Origin of the sequence: Muricoccus roseus (genome assembly GCF_900141905.1) — a bacterium.
GTDB classification, from domain to species: Bacteria; Pseudomonadota; Alphaproteobacteria; order Acetobacterales; family Acetobacteraceae; genus Roseomonas; species Roseomonas rosea.
This window is the reverse complement of sequence record NZ_FQZF01000053.1, coordinates 1-16811: the sequence shown is the minus strand read 5'-3', so window position 1 is coordinate 16811 and position 16811 is coordinate 1. Positions and strand designations below refer to the sequence as shown.

Genomic DNA, 16811 nt, shown 5'->3' with positions numbered 1-16811 from the left:
CCATGCCCTGTCCCAGAAACACCGCAAGCGCATCGAGGAGGCTTTCGGCTGGGCCAAGACCGTCGGCGGCATGGCCCAGACCGTCTATCGTCGCATCGAACGCGTGCGATCCCGCTTCATCCTGACGATGGTCGCCAACAACCTGGCCCGACTGCCCCGGCTGCTGGCAGCATGAAGCCGAAAACCGGCATCCGGCGTCCATGCCGCTCGTAGGAACGGGCCGGACGCGCAAAGCCGCTGGTCCCTCCGACGGGAAAACGCTCCAGAACGCCGAGTAATTCAGCGACCTGTTAGGCCGGACGCCGCATCTACAACTCATGTAAAGTGGAACAGGCTTCCACACGATCTCACCCCTGCGTTCCGGCGGCTGCAGAAGCACCACGGTCTTTTTCGGGTCTACCAAAACGCACCCCGTTGAGGTTTCTAACCCTGGCCCGGAGCGCTGAGGTTGCGACTAAACAGATAAACTTATCGCATGGACCTTCCATCAGAAAGATTGAAAAGTCGGTGAGTAACTCAAAAATCACTCACCAACTCGGATCTTAGTTGGTATTGTCGCGGGTCGGCGTAGAAATGTTTGTTGACTTAACAAGGTTGATTGCGTTCTGGCAACCAGCCTTGCTCACGTAAGTCTCGCTTTGCGCGATGATCTCGTGATTGGCGGCCTTCAGGTTCCAATAATAGTAACCTGCAGCATTCTTATTAATGGTGAAGTACATGGATAAAATCCTTGTTGATGCCGTGAGATATCACACGTACTCTTTCGAGTACGGTCACGAAGGAAAGCGATGGGGGCTAGACATCGTCGCTCGCCATCCCGAGGACGCGATAGCGCGCGTGCGAGCCCTGGCTTTCGCCTAGTACAAAGGGGAGATTGTCCTTCAGCAGCTCATCCCGACTCGTCCCTCCCGGTTGTCTCGAATCAGGAATATAACGCAGCGTTTGTGCAAAAGTTGAGATTCTGCTCACGATTCAATCACATCCCGGCGAGCTTTGTGAGCCGTCGCACGGGCAGTTGAATGAAGGCGATCTTGATCGTCGTGTTTGTAGCTGTCGCCTTAGCGGGGCTAACCTGCGCCTGAGATCTAGGAGTTCAGGTGACGTTAGGGGCGGGAAACCACCCCCAATCCGAGACCCCACCGATCCGGGGCATCCACGGCAGTCCGATGCAGGTCCAGGAGCCTCAGGCTCCTGGCGGGAGAGGTCCGGAGAGGGCGGCGCCCTCTCCGGGGGGTCCTGCGCTGCCCGCCTCCTCGGCGAGCCAGGTCTTGAGAGCGCGCAGGGCGGGGTCGTGTTCGCGTTCGGTGCGGTGGAGGAGGGTGAAGTGGCGGGAGGTGGGGCGGCGGAAGGGGTGGGGTGAGGCGACGCGGCCGGTGGCGAGGTCCTGGCCGACCAGGGCGTGGATGGCGAGGGCGACGCCGAGCCCTTCGGCCGCGGCATCCAGCGAGAGGGCGATGCTTTCGAAGCGGGGGCCGGCGGTGGGGTCCGGCCCTTCGATTCCGGCGGCGGCGAGGTAGCGGGGCCAGTCATCCGGGCGTTGGCGGGAGTGGAGGAGGGGGGTGCGGCGCCAGTCGAATTGCGGGAGGCGGGAGGGGGCGCAGACCGGCATCATTTCGATGGGCACGAGCGGCAGGGAGACGAGGCCGGGGCGCGGTCGGCCGTCGGTGACGGCGATGACCGCGTCGAAGGCGCCGGGGAGGAGTTCGAGCGGGTCGGCGCCGGTTTGCAGGTCGATCTCGAGGGCCGGGTGGCGTTGGCGGAGGCGGGACCAGCGGGGGATGAGCCAGCGGCTGGCGAAGAGGGTGTAGGCGCCGAGGCGGAGGCGGCGGGCGGGGGCGGCGTGGCGCATGGCGACGAGGCCGGCGGCGATGCGGTCCAGCCCGTCACGCGCCGCGGCGAAGAGGGCTTCGCCGGCGGGGGTGAGGGCGAGGCCGGCGGGGGCGCGGGTGAAGAGGGCGGTGCCCAGTTCTTCCTCCAGCGCGCGGACGCCGCGGCTGACGGCGCCGGGGGTGACGGCGAGTTCCCCCGCCGCGCGGGTGACGCTGGCGTGGCGGGCCGCCGCCTCGAAGCTGCGGAGGGCGACCAGGGAGGGCAGGCGCCGGTAGGTCATGGTCGTTGAGTTTAGCTCAACCGCCTATCCGAACAAATCGATTGGCGCGGCGGGGCGGGATGGCCAGCCTCTGGGGTGCCGGCGGCGCCCGCGCGCGGCCGGCCCAGAATGTGAGGAAGCGCCATGCATATCCGTCCCCCCGGCCCGCCGGCCGGTGCCGAGGCGATTCCGGACAGCGCTGGGCTCAACCTGTTCCGCGCGGATCCGATGCTCGGGCGGATGGCGGGGCTTTATCTGCCCGGCGATCTTGCCGCGCATCTGGCGCCGCATCTGGACCGGCTGGGCGGGCTGGCGGGCGGCGTGCTGGACGAGCTGGCGATGGAGGCGGACCGGAACCCGCCCGTGCTGCGGCCGCGCAACCGGCGTGGCGAGGACGTGCAGGCCGTGGCGTATCACCCGGCCTATCGGGAGATGGAGCGGCTGGCCTTCGGCGAGTTCGGGCTGGCCGCGCTGTCGCACCGGGGCGGGGTGCTGGGCTGGGACGCGCCGATGCCGCCGGCGGCGAAGTACCTGCTGACCTATCTGTTCGTGCAGGCGGAGTTCGGCCTGTGCTGCCCGGTGAGCATGACGGACAGCCTGACGCGCACGCTGCGGAAGTTCGGCGACCCCGCGCTGGTGGCGCGCTACCTGCCGGCGCTGACGAGCCAGGACCTGGATGCGCTGCACCAGGGCGCGATGTTCATGACCGAGCAGGGCGCGGGGTCGGACATTGCCGCGACGGTGGTGCGGGCGGCACCGCGCGAGGACGGGACCTGGGCGCTGACGGGGGACAAGTGGTTCTGCTCCAACCCCGATGCGGAGCTGGCGATGGTGCTGGCGCGGCGGGAGGGCGGCGCGCCGGGGCTGCGGGGCGTCTCGTTGTTCCTGTTGCCGCGCGTGTTGCCGGACGGGACGCCGAACCACCATCGCATCGTGCGGCTGAAGGACAAGCTGGGCACGCGTTCGATGGCGAGCGGCGAGGTTTCGATGAATGGCGCCGTGGCCTGGCTGGTGGGGGAGCCGGAGGCCGGGTTCCGGCAGATGGCGGACATGGTGAACAACTCCCGCCTTTCGAACGGCGTGCGCGCGGCGGGGCTGATGCGGCGCGCGGTGACGGAGGCGCTGTTCATCGCGCACCGGCGCGTGGCCTTCGGCAAGCGGCTGGTGGAGATGCCGCTGATGCGGCGGCAGCTGGCGAAGATGCTGCTGCCGACGGAGCAGGCGCGGACGATGGTGTTCCAGACCGCGGAGGCGCTGCGGCGCGCGGATGCGGGGGAGGAGGGCGCCTATGCGCTGCTGCGGATCCTGACGCCGCTGCTGAAGTTCCGCGCCTGCCGCGACGCGCGGCGCGTGACGGGCGATGCGATGGAGGTGCGCGGGGGCTGCGGCTACATCGAGGAGTGGTCGGATGCCCGGCTGCTGCGGGATGCGCATCTCGGCAGCATCTGGGAGGGGACGAGCAACATCGTCGCGCTCGACGTGCTGCGGGCGGCGGCGCGGGAGGGGTCGCTGCCGGTGCTGCGCGACCATCTGCGCGGGTTGCTGGGCAACAACGAGGCGCTGCCCGAGGCGGGGCCGGCGCTGGAGCGGGCGGTGGCGCTGGCCGAGGCGGCGCAGGCGGACCCCGCCCTGGCGCGGCAGGCGGCCTCGGCGCTGTATCACGTCGCCTCCGCGGCGGGGATGGCCTGGGAGGCGGCGCGGCTGGGGATGCCGGAGCGGCTGGCGCTGGCGCGGCTGGTGCTGCGCCACCGCGTGCTGCCGCGCGATCCGCTCGACCCTGGCCTGGGTGGGGGCCTCGGTGGCGGCCTCGATGACGGAACGGCTGACGACACGGCGATGCTCCGGGACATGCTGAACGATCCCGGCGCGCCCCAGGGAGGAACGGCATGAGGGACGGCATGATGAACGGGATTTTCGGGCGGCGGGGACTGCTGGGCGCCGGGGCGCTGTTGCCGCTGGCGCGGCCGGCGCTGGCGCAGCCGGGCGCGCGGCCGGTGCTGCTGGTGGTGCCCTTCGCGCCGGGCGGGCCGACCGACCTGATCGCGCGGCGGCTGGCGGTGAGCCTGGGCGAGGGGCTGGGGCAGCCGGTGGTGGTGGAGAACCGCGCCGGGGCCGGCGGGAATATCGGGGCGGAGTTCGTGGCGCGGAGCGCGCCGGACGGGCACACGATCCTGTTCGGGACCTCGGGGCCGCTGGCGATCAACCGGATGCTCTATCCCGGCCAGTCCTACGACCCGGCGAAGGATTTCGCGCCAGTCGCGCCGCTCGGGCGGATTCCGAACGTGCTGGCGGTGAATGCCAGCGTGCCCGCGCGCAACGTGCCGGAGCTGATCGCGCTCTCGAAGCGGGAGCGGCTTTCCTTCGGCTCCTCGGGGAACGGGGCGTCGTCGCATCTGGCGGGGGCGCTGTTCAACACGATGGCGGGGACGACGATCGAGCACATTCCCTACCGGGGCACGGGGCCGGCGCTGAACGACCTGCTGGCCGGGCATATCGCCATGGTGTTCACCGACGTGCTGACCGCCCTGCCGCATGTGCAGGGCGGGCGGGTGCGGGCGCTGGGGATCACGACGCTGGAGCGTTCGGCGGTGCTGCCGGACCTGCCCACGGTGGCCGAGCAGGGGCTGGCGGGCTACGACGCCTCGGTCTTCTTCGGGCTGGTGGCGGCGGCGGCGACGCCGGTGGCGGCGCGGGAGCGGCTGCGGACGGCCTTCGCCACGGCGCTGGCGCAGGCGGAGACGCGGGGCTTCCTGGAGAGCCAGGGGATGCAGATCGCCCCGGTGCTGACGGCCGAGGCGCTGAGCGGGCTGATGGCGACGGAGACCGAGCGCTGGGCGCGGGTGATCCGCGAGACCAACCTGCGGGCGGATTAGGGGGCGCCTCGCGGGTCCCTGGGCGGGCGCCCCGCCCGGGGATGCCGGTGGTTGGGGCCGGTGGTTTCCCCCGGCCTATGGCCTGGGGCCACTTGGCGCCGCGCCCGGCAGGGCAAACAATACGCGGCATGACGATGGAACGACGCGCCCGTGGCTGGACCCTGCATCGCGGGGGAAGCCGGGCCACGCAGGCCGAGGTGCTGCGCAAGCTGACCCGGGCGATCATGTCCACCTGCCTATGGGATCCGCAGGAGGAGGGGACCTCCTGGGCGCTGGGGGACATGCGGTTCCTCACCGTCTCGGCCATGATGCCGGGGGTGGGGGAGGCGGCCTATGCGCAGGTGTTTTCCGCCCCCTATGCGAGCAGCGCGGTGGAGGTGGCTTCCGGCCGCTTCGCGCCCAAGGGGGTGTTCGCGCGGCTGCCGGTTTCGGCGCGCAAGCGGGCGGGCCTGTTCAAGGGGCTGGGGCTGACGCTGGCGCCGCATGGGCGGGAGGACTGGTCCAAGGACCTGCCGCCGCTGGACGAGGCCGGTTGCGCCTCCCTCGCCCGGATGGCGCTGGAGGCGCTGGCGGAGGGGTTCGGCTGGGACCCGAGCGTGCCGCTGCAGGCTTCCGTGATCCATGAGACGGCGCTGCGGGAGGCGGAGGCCTTCCTGGAGGGGCTGCGGCCGATCCATGTGGAGGGGCTGCTGCGCGAGGCGGGGCTGGAGATCGTGGAGGGGGAGCCGGAGGACGACGACGAGGCGCCGGCCTTCCTGGTGCAGCATGGCGCGCCCCTGCCCTTCCAGGTGGAGCTGATGGACCCGGTGGAGGAGGAGGACCCGCCGGCGATGGCTTGGCATTACGGGACCATCGTCTTCTCCCTGGCCATCAACGTGGAGGAGGGGGATGCCCTGGCGCTGGCGCTGGCGCTGCATGGGCTGACGCGCTGGGCGCGGGTGGAGTTGCCCGAGGAGAAGCGCGTGGTCGTTTCCCGCCTGGACAGCGTGGAGGGCGTGACGCCCGAGGGGCTGCGGGCGATGCTGGACCGGTGGATGGAGGAGCTGACGGCCGTGCGCAGCCGGCTGGAGCGCGGGCCGGAGCAGGCGGGCGGGGGGGAGGAGGAGGAGTAGCCCGCGCCCTGGCCGCTGGCCCGCGCCGTCAGGCCAGCGCGTCGAGCTCCCGCTGCATGTTGGCCCGCGCGGCATCCTCCAGCGCGGCGCGGGCGGGCGCGGTGTGGAAGAGGGGAGTTTCCCGGAGCAGGGCCTGGCGGAGGAAGGCGGCGCGGCCCTGGCGGTAGCCCTCCTTGCCCGCGACGGGCTGGAATTCCCGGGCCACGGCGGCCGCGTAGCGGTCGTATTCCTGCGGCGGGGCGCCGAGGATCGACAGGTCGAGGTCGAGGAAGGCCGCGAGGTCGGCGGCGAGGGGGGCGGGCAGGCCGGGCGGGACGGCGTGGCGCTCGGTGGCGAGGACCATGGCCTCGGCGGCCTGGACCAGCGCGGGCGCGGCCAGGCCGTCCAGCGCATGGCGAAGCAGGGCGGCGCTCCGGCGCTCATTGTCCGGCGCGCCGGGCATGTAGACGGCGTCGTGGAACCAGATGGCGAGCTCGACCGCTTCCGGCGCCTGGAAGACGGAGGGGTCGGCCTGGAGCTGGGCCAGCAGGGAATCGATATGGTCCTGGCCGTGATAGGCGCGGTGCGGCTCCGCGAGGCGGGCGCGAAGGTCGTCCTGGATCATGGCGAGACGGGTGAACATGGCGGGCCTCCGGCCTGGCAGGCTGCGCTCGCCCCCCCAGGGCGGCAAGCCGGGGGGGCGGCAAGGCGGGGGGGACGGCAAGGGGGGAAGGGGCCGGGGATCGCTCCCCGGCCCGATCCGGTCAGCCGCGGGGCGGCTCGGCCATGGGGGGAACCTCCTCCAGGGCCGGGTTGTTGCGGGTCTTCCACAGCGAGAGGGCGATGGAGCCCGCGATGATGATGGCGGTGAGCACCAGCGCGTATTCCACCGGCACCGCCTTGCCGCCCGCGAACCAGTTGGCGAGCATCTTCGCGCCCACGATCATCAGCACGATCGAGAGGCCGTGCTTCAGGTACTTGAAGCGATGGATGATGCCGGCCAGCGCGAAGTACATGGCGCGCAGGCCGAGGATGGCGAAGACGTTCGCGGTGTAGACGATGAACGGGTCGGTCGAGACCGCGAAGATGGCGGGGATGCTGTCGAGCGCGAAGAGAAGGTCCGTCAGCTCCACCAGGATGAGCACGAGGGCGAGCGGCGTGATCATCAGCTTGCCCGCTTCCCGCACGGTGAAGGCGTTGCCGCGGAAGCCGTCCGTGACGGGCAGGCGGCGGCGCAGCCAGAGGAGGATGGGGCTGTCGGTGGGGTCCTCCTCCTCATCCGCCGCGCGCAGCATCTTCCAGCCGCTCCAGATGAGGAACAGGCCGAAGACGATCATGATCCAGTCGAACTCGCGCATCAGCGCGGTGCCGACGAGGATCATAATGCCGCGCATGACCAGGGCGCCGAGGATGCCCCAGAAGAGCACGCGGTGCTGGTAGGCGGCGGGGACGCCGAACTTCGCGAAGAGCAGGATGAAGACGAAGATGTTGTCGACCGAGAGCGACCACTCGATGACGTAGCCTGTCAGGAATTCCAGGCTTTTTGCGCTGCGTATCTCGGGCGTTTCGCCATAGCTCATGCGGAGCCAGAAGAAGAAGGCGACGGCGAGGGTGATGTAGGCGGCCGACTTGATGATGGCGGTCTTCACCGGCACGGGGGCCGGGTCGCCATTGGCGTCCCGTTTCGCGAAGACGCCGAGGTCGAGCAGGAGCAGCCCCAGCACGGCTGCGTTGAAGACGATCCAGAATGTGAGCGAGGCTTCCACCGGTACGGCTCCTCAAGGAAGGGGGCCCGGCCGGCAGCGGGACGCAGCGGTGGCTGCGAACGTCGCTTGAGGTGCGCACCGGGCCCGATTGCGCGAGAAGTCGATCCGACATCGCGGTGGCGGCTGGGCCGGCCGCCGGGGTTTTCCCAGGAGGCGCGGGGCCGCCGGGTCGCCAGAGGGGCCCGGATCAGCTGCTAAGATGGATAAACCTCCATCTTTCTGCAAGGGGGTTTTTTTGGGGGGGCGGTCTGTTCGCCGCTCTGGCTGGCGGACGGCATAGGCCCTTATCGGTATTGCTCGGGCTGGTACCGGCTTGCTACCTGAGGCTCGCCCTCGCCCTACCACCCCATCTGAGGGATTGGCCTTGCCGCACCGGAAGCTCTTCACCATCGGCTACGAGGGGGCTGACCTTACATCCTTCCTGGCTACGCTCGTGGCCGCTGGAGTTGAACAGGTTCTCGACGTACGGGAGCTTCCTCAATCTCGCAAAGCGGGCTTCTCCAAGGTGGCGCTCGGCGCCGCCCTAGAGAAAGAGGGGATCCGGTACCGGCACCTGAGAGATCTCGGCGACCCTAAGCCCGGCAGGGACGCAGCTCGGCGTGGGGATCATCGAGGCTTCCTGCGGATCTACGGTCGGCACCTACAAGGGCAACCTGCCCAGGCGGCCCTTGCCGAGGCTGGCGGGCTGGCTAGTGCGCTGCCTAGCTGCCTGCTCTGCTTCGAAAGAGAGCACGAGGCCTGCCACAGGGCTGTTGTAGCGGCCGAAATGGCAGTTAGGCAGGGCTTTAGGGTCTCTCACCTCCGTGTGACACTGGCCTCGGAGAGGTCCAGCGTCCGAGGCAGCAATGAACAAAACCCCGCAGAAGTCGGGTGAAGCTGAGGCGATAGTTATCATCAAGGCCGCCCCACAGATGGGGCAGAAGCACGGCGAGACGGTTTGTTGCGCCGGCATCGATATCCAGGGCAACTGGCTTCGCCTCTACCCGGTAGCTTTCCGGACACTGGACGAGGGCAAGAAGTTCGGCCGCTGGGATCGGATTCGCTTTCGATGGCGGCTACCCAACGATGATCCGAGGCCGGAAAGTAGGCGGATTGATCAGGACAGCATCCGGCTGATTGGAGAGCTAAAGCCATCCGAGCGGCAGCGCTTCCTGGCCGCGAGGGTCGTGACCAGCCTGCAGCGGGAGCGGGCGGCCGGCCGGAGCCTTGCTCTGCTAAGCGCCCGCGTCACCGACTTCTCCTTCGAGCGAAAAAGCGACGGTGATCTGGACCGCGAGCGCGCGGCCTTCACAGCCATGCACAATCAGGAGGATCTCTTCAACAGTCGCCCTCTAATCCCGTATCAGCCCTGCCCCTACAGGTTCCGCTACCACTACGAGACCGATGACGGCCCACGCCGGGGCACCTGCCAGGACTGGGAAATTGAGGCGACTTTCTATCATTGGCGGTCGAGGATGGGCGAAGCGAGCGCACTTGCAGAGATGCAGCGGGTATTCGGCCAAGAGTACCCGGCCAGGGGCATGCTGTTGGCTATGGGCACTCACTCACTTTACCCGGACACTTGGCTAATTAACGGGGTAATCCGCCTCGACCCTGTCAGTCAGGGCGCCCTGTTTTAGAGGGCGTTTCAGGAGCTGTTGGCGAGGGCCTTGAGACCGATCAGCGGCCGCAGGGTTCCCGAAAAGCGCGCAGCAACCAGAAACCCCTTCGGCCATCGTATCCACGGCAGTCCGATGGGGTTCCAAGGGCCTCAGGCCCTTGGCGGGTGGAGGGGGGGGGCCTCCGTCACTCCACCTTCAGGAAGATGAACCCCACGGCCGCGACGAGGCAGAGCATGGCGGCGAGGTAGTTCCAGCGCAGGGGTTCGCCGAGCACCGCGACGGAGAAGCCGGCGAAGACGAAGAGGGTGATCACCTCCTGCATCACCTTGAGCTGCTGGCCGGTGAAGGTGCCGTAGCCGATGCGGTTGGCGGGGACGGCGAGGCAGTATTCGAAGAAGGCGATGCCCCAGGAGGCGAGGACCGCGAGCCAGAGTGGCCAGGAGGGCTGCTTGAGGTGGCCGTACCAGGCGAAGGTCATCAGCACGTTCGAGCCGATGAGGAGCAGCGGCGTCCAGAGATAGGCGGTGTTCATGGGGTGGTGTTGTCCGGGGGTTCCACCTGGCCGCGGCGCTGGAGGGTGAGGGCGGCGAGCCAGCAGAGCAGGGCCCAGGCGGCGCCGAGGCACCAGCCGGCCAGCACGTCGGTGGGCCAGTGGACGCCGAGATAGACGCGGCTGGCGCCGACCAGGAGGGTGGTGAGGATGGCGAGGAAGAGGACGTAGCCGCGGGTGCGCCAGCGGGCCTCCACCTGGGCGATGAGGACGCCGAGGGTGAGATAGGTGACGGCCGAGAGCATGGCGTGGCCGCTGGGGAAGCTGGCCGTGTAGACCTCGACGGCGTGGGGGACGAGGTCTGGGCGCGGGCGCTGGAAGAGGGTTTTCAGCCCCGCGCTGAGGGCGGTGCCGCCGCCGATGGAGGCGAGGACGAGGAGGGCGGCGGCGCGCTTGCGGATGAGGGCGAGGTAGCCCGTGACGGCCAGGGTGAGGCCGATGAGGATGACATGGCTGCCGAGGCCGGTGATGTCGCGCGCCACCTCCTCGAGCCAGGTGGGGCCGATGGGGTCGGCGGGGTCCGCGGGGTTGCGGAGCGCGAGGAGGATCGCACGGTCGAAGGCGAGGGTTTCGCCTTCCAGCACCTCCCCCGCCAGGCCCGCGAAGGCGAGGACGGCGGTGGCGGCCAGGAGGAGGCCGGCGAGGCGCGCGAAGTCCTGCGCGCCCAGGCGCTGCGGGCCATGGGCGGCCAGCCAAGCGAGGACGCGCCAGGGAGTGGAGGCGCGCGTGGAGGGGCGGGTTGAGGGGCGGCCCTCCGTCAAAGCACGGGTTCCACGGCGCGGGCGGGCTCGGGGGGCGGCAGGCGCCAGAGGAGGAAGACCATGATGGCCATGGCCGGGAGCGCGGCGGCGGTGGTCATCAGGAAGAAGCCCGGCCAGCCCAGGGATTCCGCGAGCCAGCCCGAGGAGGCGCCGAGGGTGCGGAGCGGGACGGCGGCCAGGGAGGAGAGCAGCGCGTATTGCGTGGCGGTGAAGGCGCGGCTGGTGAGGCTGGAGAGGTAGGTGACGAAGGCGGCGTCCGCGAGGCCGTCGGTGAAGTTCTCGATGCCGACCTGGGCCCAGAGCATGGGGTAGTCGTGCCCCGCATGGGCGAGGGCGACGTACATGAGGTTGGAGAGCATCTGGCCCAGGCCGGTGACGACCAGGGCCCGGGCGGTGCCGAGGCGGGCGACCACCCAGCCCCCGGCGAGCGCGCCGCCCAGCGTGGCGAAGAGGCCGAAGACGGTGGCGACCGCCGCCACGTCCTCCCGGCTGAAGCCGAGTGAGCGGTAGAAGGGCGTGGTCATGATGCCCGCCAGCGCCTCGCCGAGCTTGAAGAGGGCGATGAAGAGCAGGATGGCGAGCCAGAGCGGGCGGCGCATGAAATCCGCGAAGGGCTGCACGACCGAGACGTTGAGGCGGGTGGCCCAGGGGACGTGCTGGGTGGCCGGGGCCGGGGCTTCGCGCGAGGCGAGGGTGGCGGCGACGCCGACGAGCATCAGCGCGGCGGCATAGGCATAGGCGCCGCCCCAGCCGAGGGCGCCCACCATCCAGAGCGTGCCGCCGCCGCTGGCGAGCAGGGCCAGGCGGTAGCCCCAGATGTAGCAGGCCAGGCCGTAGCCCTGTTCCTTCTCCTCCAGGATCTCGATGCGGTGGGCGTCCACCACGATGTCCTGGCTGGCGGAGAGGAAGGCGACCAGCGCGGCCAGGGCGGCGGTGCCGAGCGGGCCGGTGGCGGGGTTGCTGAAGCCGGTGGCGAGGATGGCGAGGATAAGGAAGGGCTGGATGAGCAGCAGCCAGCCGCGCCGCCGCCCGAGGCGGGAGAGGAAGGGGGGCGCCACCGTGTCCAGCGCGGGGGACCAGAGGAACTTCAGCGAATAGGCGAGGCCGATGAGGGCGGTGAGGCCGATATCGGTGAGGGAGATGCCGCTTTCGGTGAACCACTGGCGCAGCACCTGGCCGGCCACCAGGGGCAGGGGCACGCCGGCGGAGAAGCCGAGGGCGAGGAGGACGAGGAAGCGGCGTTCGCGGAGGATGGGCATGGCGGGCGACCCTGCCATGGGGCGAGGGGGTGCGGGAGGGGGGCCGGTTCGGCCGGGGCGCGCGGACAATGCCCGGGCGGAATGGAGAGCATAGCCGGTCGGCATTGGAGGTTCGGGGCGGGAGGGATCAGTTTCTGGGTCACGGAAGCGGCGCCCCTGCCGCGGAACACAGAGCTGAAAGGGAACCTCCCATGCGCAAGATGATCGCCACGCTGAGCCTCGCCACCGCCCTGGTCGCGGGTGTGGCCGCCCCCTCCTTCGCCGAGGGCGACTATGTCTCCGGCCCGACCGCCTCGGGTGCCTTCAGCCAGGCGGATGCGAGCCGCACGCCGCTGGCCGGCGCCAGCAACCAGGGCGCCAACTTCGACATGTCCCGCCAGGGCGCCTGACGCCCGGGCCTGAACCAGCCTCCGGGGTGCGGGGCGGGGAGGATCTCCCCCTCTCCCTCCCTCCCCTTCCCCGCCCCGTGAGCCCGGCCGCCCCAACCCCCTGGGGCGGCCGGCCCTGTCTTTGGCTCCGGCTTCGGCCGGGCGATTCATTTGCCCCACAACCCGCGCCCCCTCCCCACGTTTCCACCCCCGCGGGCCGGCGCACGGCGCCGCGGCCCAACGGATCACCCCTTGGGGATGAGGAGAGACAGATGGACAGCGATCGGATCATCGGCGCCGGCAAGCAGGCGGCGGGCGAGGTGCAGGAAGGGATCGGCAGCCTGGTCGGCGACAAGCGGACGCAGGGGCGCGGCCAGGCGAACCAGGCGCGCGGCGAAGTGCAGAACCAGATCGGGCAGCTGGAGGATTACATCCGCGACCAGCCGCTGACGGCGGCCGCCATCGCGGTGGGCTTCGGCTGGTTGCTGGGGCGCCTGCGCATCATCTGAGCGCCTGCCGTTCCTTCGGGCGTTTCGCGCGCCGGTCCCCTCGAGGGGGCCGGCGCGTTGCCTGTTGGGCGTAACGGATGATCTCGGTGGCTGTGCCCAGCCCCGGGGCGGGCCCATCTGGGGGCGGCATGTCCGCCTCGCCCCGCCGTGGCCTGCTGGGCCTTCCCCTTCTTCTTCTCTCCCACCCGGCCGCTGCCTCGGCGCTGGATGCCGTGTTGCGGGACGCGGCGACGCTGCCGCGGCTGCACAGCGTGACGGTGGCGCAGGAGGGGCGGGTGCTGGCGGAACGGCAGTTCCGCGGGCCGCCGCTGGAACAGCCGCACAACATCAAGTCGGCCTCCAAGACCGTGCTTTCCGCCCTGGTGGGCTGCGCGATTTCACGCGGCGTGCTGCGCGGGGTGGACCAGCCGGTGTTGCCCCTGCTCGGGCCGCGCCCTTCCGGGCTGGACCCGCGGGTGGAGGCGATCACCATCGGGCATCTGCTGACCATGCGGGCCGGGCTGGAGCGAACCTCCGGTGCGAATTACGGCGGCTGGGCGGCGGCGCGGGACCCGGTGGCCTATGCGCTGACGCGGCCCTTCGTGGAGGAGCCGGGGAGCGGGATGCAGTATTCCACCGGCTCCACCCATCTGCTGGGTGCGGCGCTGGCGCGGGCGGCGGGGCGGAGCCTGCTGGAGCTGGCGCGGGACTGGCTGGGCGGGCCGCTGGGCATCGCGGTGCCGCCCTGGCCGCGCGATCCGCAGGGGCGGTATTATGGCGGGAACGACATGCGCCTGGCGCCGCGGGCGCTGCTGCGGATCGGCGAGTGCTACCGGCAGGGCGGGATGTGGAACGGGGCGCGGGTGATCTCCGCCGCCTGGATCGCGGAGAGCTGGGTGCCGCGCACGCGCTCGGCCTGGAGCGGGCAGCTCTATGGCTATGGCTGGTGGATCGGCGAGGCGCGCGGGATGCCGGTGTATTTCGCCTGGGGCTATGGCGGGCAGATGCTCTATGTCGTGCCGGAGATGGCTCTTTGCGTGGTGATGCTTTCGGACCCCGCGGCGCCGCGCGACCCCGTGCACATGGCCTCTCTGCACGCACTGCTGGCGGAGGGGATCATGCCGGCGCTCGGGGCTTCGGGCGGTGGTGGGGCGGAGCCGCTGCGGGTGCCGGAGCCCAATGCTGGATAGGGGCGCGGGCTAAGGCCAGCGCGGGGTGGAACGAGGCGGCCACGGATCGGACACCGAAGCTTCATCCCGGCGCGCGGGATCGCCACGGTCGGGCTGGCCGAGAAACCCGCCATCCCCCCGATGGATGAGCGAACGTGACCTCCTTTCTCCCGACGCGCCGCCGGCTTGGGCTGGCGGGGCTTTCCGCGCTGGCGCTGCCCCGTTTCGCGATTGCCCAGGCGGATCAGCGGCCCGCCATCACGGTGGCGGTGCAGAGCATCAGCACCTCCAACACGCTGGAGCCGCTGCGCGAGCAGTCCAACGTGATGACGCGGGTGGTAGCGAGCTTCCTGGAGCCGCTGATCGACCTGGACTGGGTCGGCGACCTCTCGCTGCGCCCGGCGCTGGCGGAATCCTGGCGACGCGTGGATGAGCGGAGGCTGGAGCTACGGCTGCGGGAGGCGCGCTTCCATGACGGCCGGGCGGTGACGGCGGAGGATGTCGCCTTCACCTTCGGCGCGGAGCACATGTGGGGCCGCGGGAATGCCGCCGTGCCGGCGGGCGGGATGTTCACCTCCACCACCTCCGGCGCGGGCACGAAGGAGCCGCCGCCGGAGGTGCCGGCCATCGCGAAGCTCGCCTTCCCCGGCTTCGAGCGGATGGAGGTGGTGGATGCGCGCACGGTGCGGCTGGTGAACCGCACGCCGGATGTGACGCTGGAGGGGCGGCTGGCGCGGCCGGCTGCCGCCATCATCTCCCGCCAGGCCTTCGAGGCGGCGCCGGACTGGCTGGGCTGGGCGCGGCGGCCGGTGGGCAGCGGCCCGTATCGCGTGGCGGAGTACCGGGCGGAATCCTATCTACTGCTGGAGGCCTTCGACGAGCATTGGGCCGGGCGGCCGCCGCTGCGGAGCATCCGCTTCGTGCAGGTGCCGGAGGTGGCGGCGCGGGTGAACGGGCTGCGCACGGGCGAGTTCGACTTCGCCTGCGACCTGCCGCCGGACCAGGTTCCCGTGGTGCAGGCGAGCGCGCGGCATGAGGTGGTGGGGCGCGCCATCGCCAACCACCGCGTGACGGCCTTCGACAAGACGCATGCCGTGCTGCGCGATGCGCGGGTGCGGCGCGCGCTGACGCATTCCATCGACCGCGCGGCGATCTCCCAGGCGCTGTGGGGCGGGCAGGCGCCGGTGCCGAAGGGCATGCAGTTCGAGTTCTATGGGCCGATGATGCTGGCGGATTGGGAGTGCCCGCGCTTCGATATGGCGGAGGCGCGGCGCCTGCTGCGGGAGGCGAGCTACAAGGGCGAGCCGATCCCCTACCGGCTGCTGAGCAACTACTACACCAACCAGGTGGCCACGGCGCAGATCCTGGTGGAGGGCTGGCGCGCGGCGGGGCTGAATGTGCGGATCGACATGAAGGAGAACTGGTCGCAGATCCTGCAGGCCGATGGCGGGCGGGGGCTGCGCGACAATTCCAACACGGCCTTCTTCAACGACCCCGTGGGCGCCATGGCGGCCTTCGGGCCGAGCGGCCAGCAATGGGCGAGCGGCGAGTGGCGGAACGAGGAGGCGGCCGCGGCGCTGGAGGCGCTGCAATCCTCCACCGAGCTGGAGAAGCGCCGCGCGGCGCTGCGGCGGATGCTGGAGATCTGCGAGCGGGAGGACCCGGCCTATACGGTGCTGCACGGCACGGTGAACCTGACGGGCAAGCGGCGGGACCTGGCCTGGAAGCCGTCCGGCTCCTTCGCGATGGACTTCACGGCGCGGAACTGGGGCGCGTGAAAAGCGGCCGGGGGGGAAGGTATTCTCCCCCGGGCCTCCTATCTGCCTTCGCGGGATCGGGGATCACCGCGGAATGCTGACGGTTCATCATCTGAACAACTCGCGCTCGCAGCGCGTGCTCTGGCTGCTGGAGGAGCTGGAGGTTCCCTATGAGATCCGGCGCTACCAGCGCGACCCGGCCACGATGCTGGCCCCGCCGGAGCTGCGGGCGGTGCACCCGCTGGGCAAGGCGCCGGTCATCACCGAGGACGGGCTGACGGTCGCGGAGACGGGCGCCATTGTCGAATACATCCTGGACCGGCATGGCGCGGGGCGGCTGGTGCCGGCGGCGGGGAGTGGCGACTTCTGGCGCTTCCGGCACTGGATGCACCATGCGGAGGGCTCGGCCATGCCGCCGCTGGTGATGACGCTGGTGCTGGGCGCCCTGCCGGGGAAGGTGCCCGGACTGATCCGGCCGCTGGCGCGGATGATCACGGGCGGGGCGCAGAAGGGCTTCGTGGCGCCGAACCTGGAGCGGCTGAAGAGCTACTGGAACGAGGCCCTGGCCCCCACCGGCTGGTTCGCCGGGCCGGAGATGACGGCGGCCGACATCATGATGAGCTTCCCGCTGGAGGCGGCAGCCTCCCGCTCCCCCTTCGGCGCGGCGCGGCCGAACCCGGGGGCCTTCCTGAAGCGGATTCATGAGCGGCCGGCCTATCGGCGGGCGCTGGAGCGGGGTGGGGCCTATGCCTTTGCGAAGGCTGGTTCCTGAGGAGGGCTCCGCCCTCCACCCGCCAAGGGCCTGAGGCCCTTGGAACCCCGTCTGACTGCCGTGGATACCGTTGACCGGCGGGGTCTCTGGTTGCGGGGGGCTGCTTCTGCCCTTGCAGTCGCCTCGGGTCCATGACCCGAGGCGCACCGTCAGCCCAATGATTCCAAACTCGAAGAAAAAGATGATGGTGAGGGGTCCGGGGAGAGGAAGAATTCCTTCTTCCTCTCCCCGGGACAGACCGACACCCCAGAAGAAGCCTACCGCCCA

The 16811-nt window shown here is 70.4% G+C and carries 18 protein-coding genes; 11 read left to right on the top strand and 7 right to left on the bottom strand.

What is annotated here, in order from left to right:
• On the top strand, nt 1-175 hold a 175-nt coding region (locus tag BUB97_RS24410), incomplete at its 5' end, for a transposase (protein ID WP_175562738.1).
• A 367-nt stretch (nt 176-542) separates the two neighbouring features.
• Here the strand turns inward: BUB97_RS24410 and BUB97_RS24405 are convergent.
• Nucleotides 543-719, bottom strand: coding sequence for a YegP family protein (locus BUB97_RS24405; protein ID WP_073140269.1), 177 nt, complete (start codon nt 717-719; stop codon nt 543-545).
• Nucleotides 720-1183: 464 nt separating this feature from the next.
• Nucleotides 1184-2110 (bottom strand): LysR substrate-binding domain-containing protein, encoded by a 927-nt coding sequence (locus BUB97_RS24400; protein WP_073140267.1) that lies wholly within the window; start codon nt 2108-2110, stop codon nt 1184-1186.
• A 123-nt stretch (nt 2111-2233) separates the two neighbouring features.
• Between BUB97_RS24400 and BUB97_RS24395 the strand changes: the two genes are divergently transcribed.
• The 3 genes from BUB97_RS24395 (at nt 2234) to BUB97_RS24385 (ending at nt 6074) form a co-directional block, all read left to right on the top strand.
• The gene (locus tag BUB97_RS24395; RefSeq protein ID WP_086062536.1) at nt 2234-3979 is read left to right on the top strand and encodes an acyl-CoA dehydrogenase family protein; all 1746 of its coding nucleotides are present in this window, start codon (nt 2234-2236) and stop codon (nt 3977-3979) included.
• A gap of 8 nt (nt 3980-3987) precedes the next feature.
• Nucleotides 3988-4962: a Bug family tripartite tricarboxylate transporter substrate binding protein gene (locus BUB97_RS24390; RefSeq protein ID WP_217659754.1), complete on the top strand. Its 975-nt coding sequence runs from the start codon at nt 3988-3990 to the stop codon at nt 4960-4962.
• A gap of 128 nt (nt 4963-5090) precedes the next feature.
• A complete protein-coding gene (locus BUB97_RS24385; protein WP_073140264.1) occupies nt 5091-6074 on the top strand; it encodes a hypothetical protein in 984 nt (327 codons plus the stop codon).
• 28 nt (nt 6075-6102) lie between these two features.
• Here the strand turns inward: BUB97_RS24385 and BUB97_RS24380 are convergent, their stop codons facing one another.
• Complete coding sequence (locus tag BUB97_RS24380; RefSeq protein ID WP_073140261.1) at nt 6103-6696, bottom strand: HD domain-containing protein; 594 nt, start codon at nt 6694-6696, stop codon at nt 6103-6105.
• A 121-nt stretch (nt 6697-6817) separates the two neighbouring features.
• Nucleotides 6818-7819 (bottom strand): TerC family protein, encoded by a 1002-nt coding sequence (locus BUB97_RS24375; protein ID WP_073140258.1) that lies wholly within the window; start codon nt 7817-7819, stop codon nt 6818-6820.
• Nucleotides 7820-8132: 313 nt separating this feature from the next.
• Here BUB97_RS24375 and BUB97_RS24370 point away from each other — a divergent pair, with 313 nt between their 5' ends.
• Complete coding sequence (locus BUB97_RS24370; protein WP_338141797.1) at nt 8133-8693, top strand: DUF488 domain-containing protein; 561 nt, start codon at nt 8133-8135, stop codon at nt 8691-8693.
• Nucleotides 8665-9438 (top strand): hypothetical protein, encoded by a 774-nt coding sequence (locus BUB97_RS24365; protein ID WP_139281452.1) that lies wholly within the window; start codon nt 8665-8667, stop codon nt 9436-9438. The genes BUB97_RS24370 and BUB97_RS24365 overlap by 29 nt, the downstream gene beginning before the upstream one ends.
• A gap of 166 nt (nt 9439-9604) precedes the next feature.
• Here BUB97_RS24365 and BUB97_RS24360 read toward each other — a convergent pair whose 3' ends face one another.
• The 3 genes from BUB97_RS24360 to BUB97_RS24350 are packed head-to-tail and all read right to left on the bottom strand — an operon-like array spanning nt 9605 to nt 11990.
• Nucleotides 9605-9952 carry a DMT family protein gene (locus BUB97_RS24360; RefSeq protein ID WP_073140249.1) on the bottom strand — a complete coding sequence of 116 codons (348 nt, stop codon included), beginning with the start codon at nt 9950-9952 and terminating at the stop codon, nt 9605-9607.
• Nucleotides 9949-10731, bottom strand: a complete 783-nt coding sequence (locus tag BUB97_RS24355; RefSeq protein WP_338141796.1) for a phosphatase PAP2 family protein — start codon at nt 10729-10731, stop codon at nt 9949-9951. The genes BUB97_RS24360 and BUB97_RS24355 overlap by 4 nt, the downstream gene beginning before the upstream one ends.
• Nucleotides 10728-11990 carry an AmpG family muropeptide MFS transporter gene (locus BUB97_RS24350; protein WP_245818449.1) on the bottom strand — a complete coding sequence of 421 codons (1263 nt, stop codon included), beginning with the start codon at nt 11988-11990 and terminating at the stop codon, nt 10728-10730. The genes BUB97_RS24355 and BUB97_RS24350 overlap by 4 nt, the downstream gene beginning before the upstream one ends.
• Before the next feature lie 191 nt (nt 11991-12181).
• Here BUB97_RS24350 and BUB97_RS24345 point away from each other — a divergent pair, with 191 nt between their 5' ends.
• The 5 genes from BUB97_RS24345 (at nt 12182) to BUB97_RS24325 (ending at nt 16544) form a co-directional block, all read left to right on the top strand.
• Nucleotides 12182-12379, top strand: coding sequence for a hypothetical protein (locus tag BUB97_RS24345; protein ID WP_073134721.1), 198 nt, complete (start codon nt 12182-12184; stop codon nt 12377-12379).
• 251 nt (nt 12380-12630) lie between these two features.
• Entirely contained in the window at nt 12631-12867 is a 237-nt protein-coding gene (locus BUB97_RS24340) for a CsbD family protein (protein WP_073140242.1), read from the top strand.
• A gap of 128 nt (nt 12868-12995) precedes the next feature.
• On the top strand, nt 12996-14036 hold the full coding sequence (locus tag BUB97_RS24335) for a serine hydrolase domain-containing protein (protein WP_245818448.1): 1041 nt from the start codon (nt 12996-12998) through the stop codon (nt 14034-14036).
• Between the two features lie 134 nt (nt 14037-14170).
• On the top strand, nt 14171-15793 hold the full coding sequence (locus tag BUB97_RS24330; protein ID WP_073140239.1) for an ABC transporter substrate-binding protein: 1623 nt from the start codon (nt 14171-14173) through the stop codon (nt 15791-15793).
• Nucleotides 15794-15866: 73 nt separating this feature from the next.
• Nucleotides 15867-16544, top strand: coding sequence for a glutathione S-transferase family protein (locus BUB97_RS24325; RefSeq protein WP_073140236.1), 678 nt, complete (start codon nt 15867-15869; stop codon nt 16542-16544).
• Nucleotides 16545-16811: the final 267 nt, after the last annotated feature.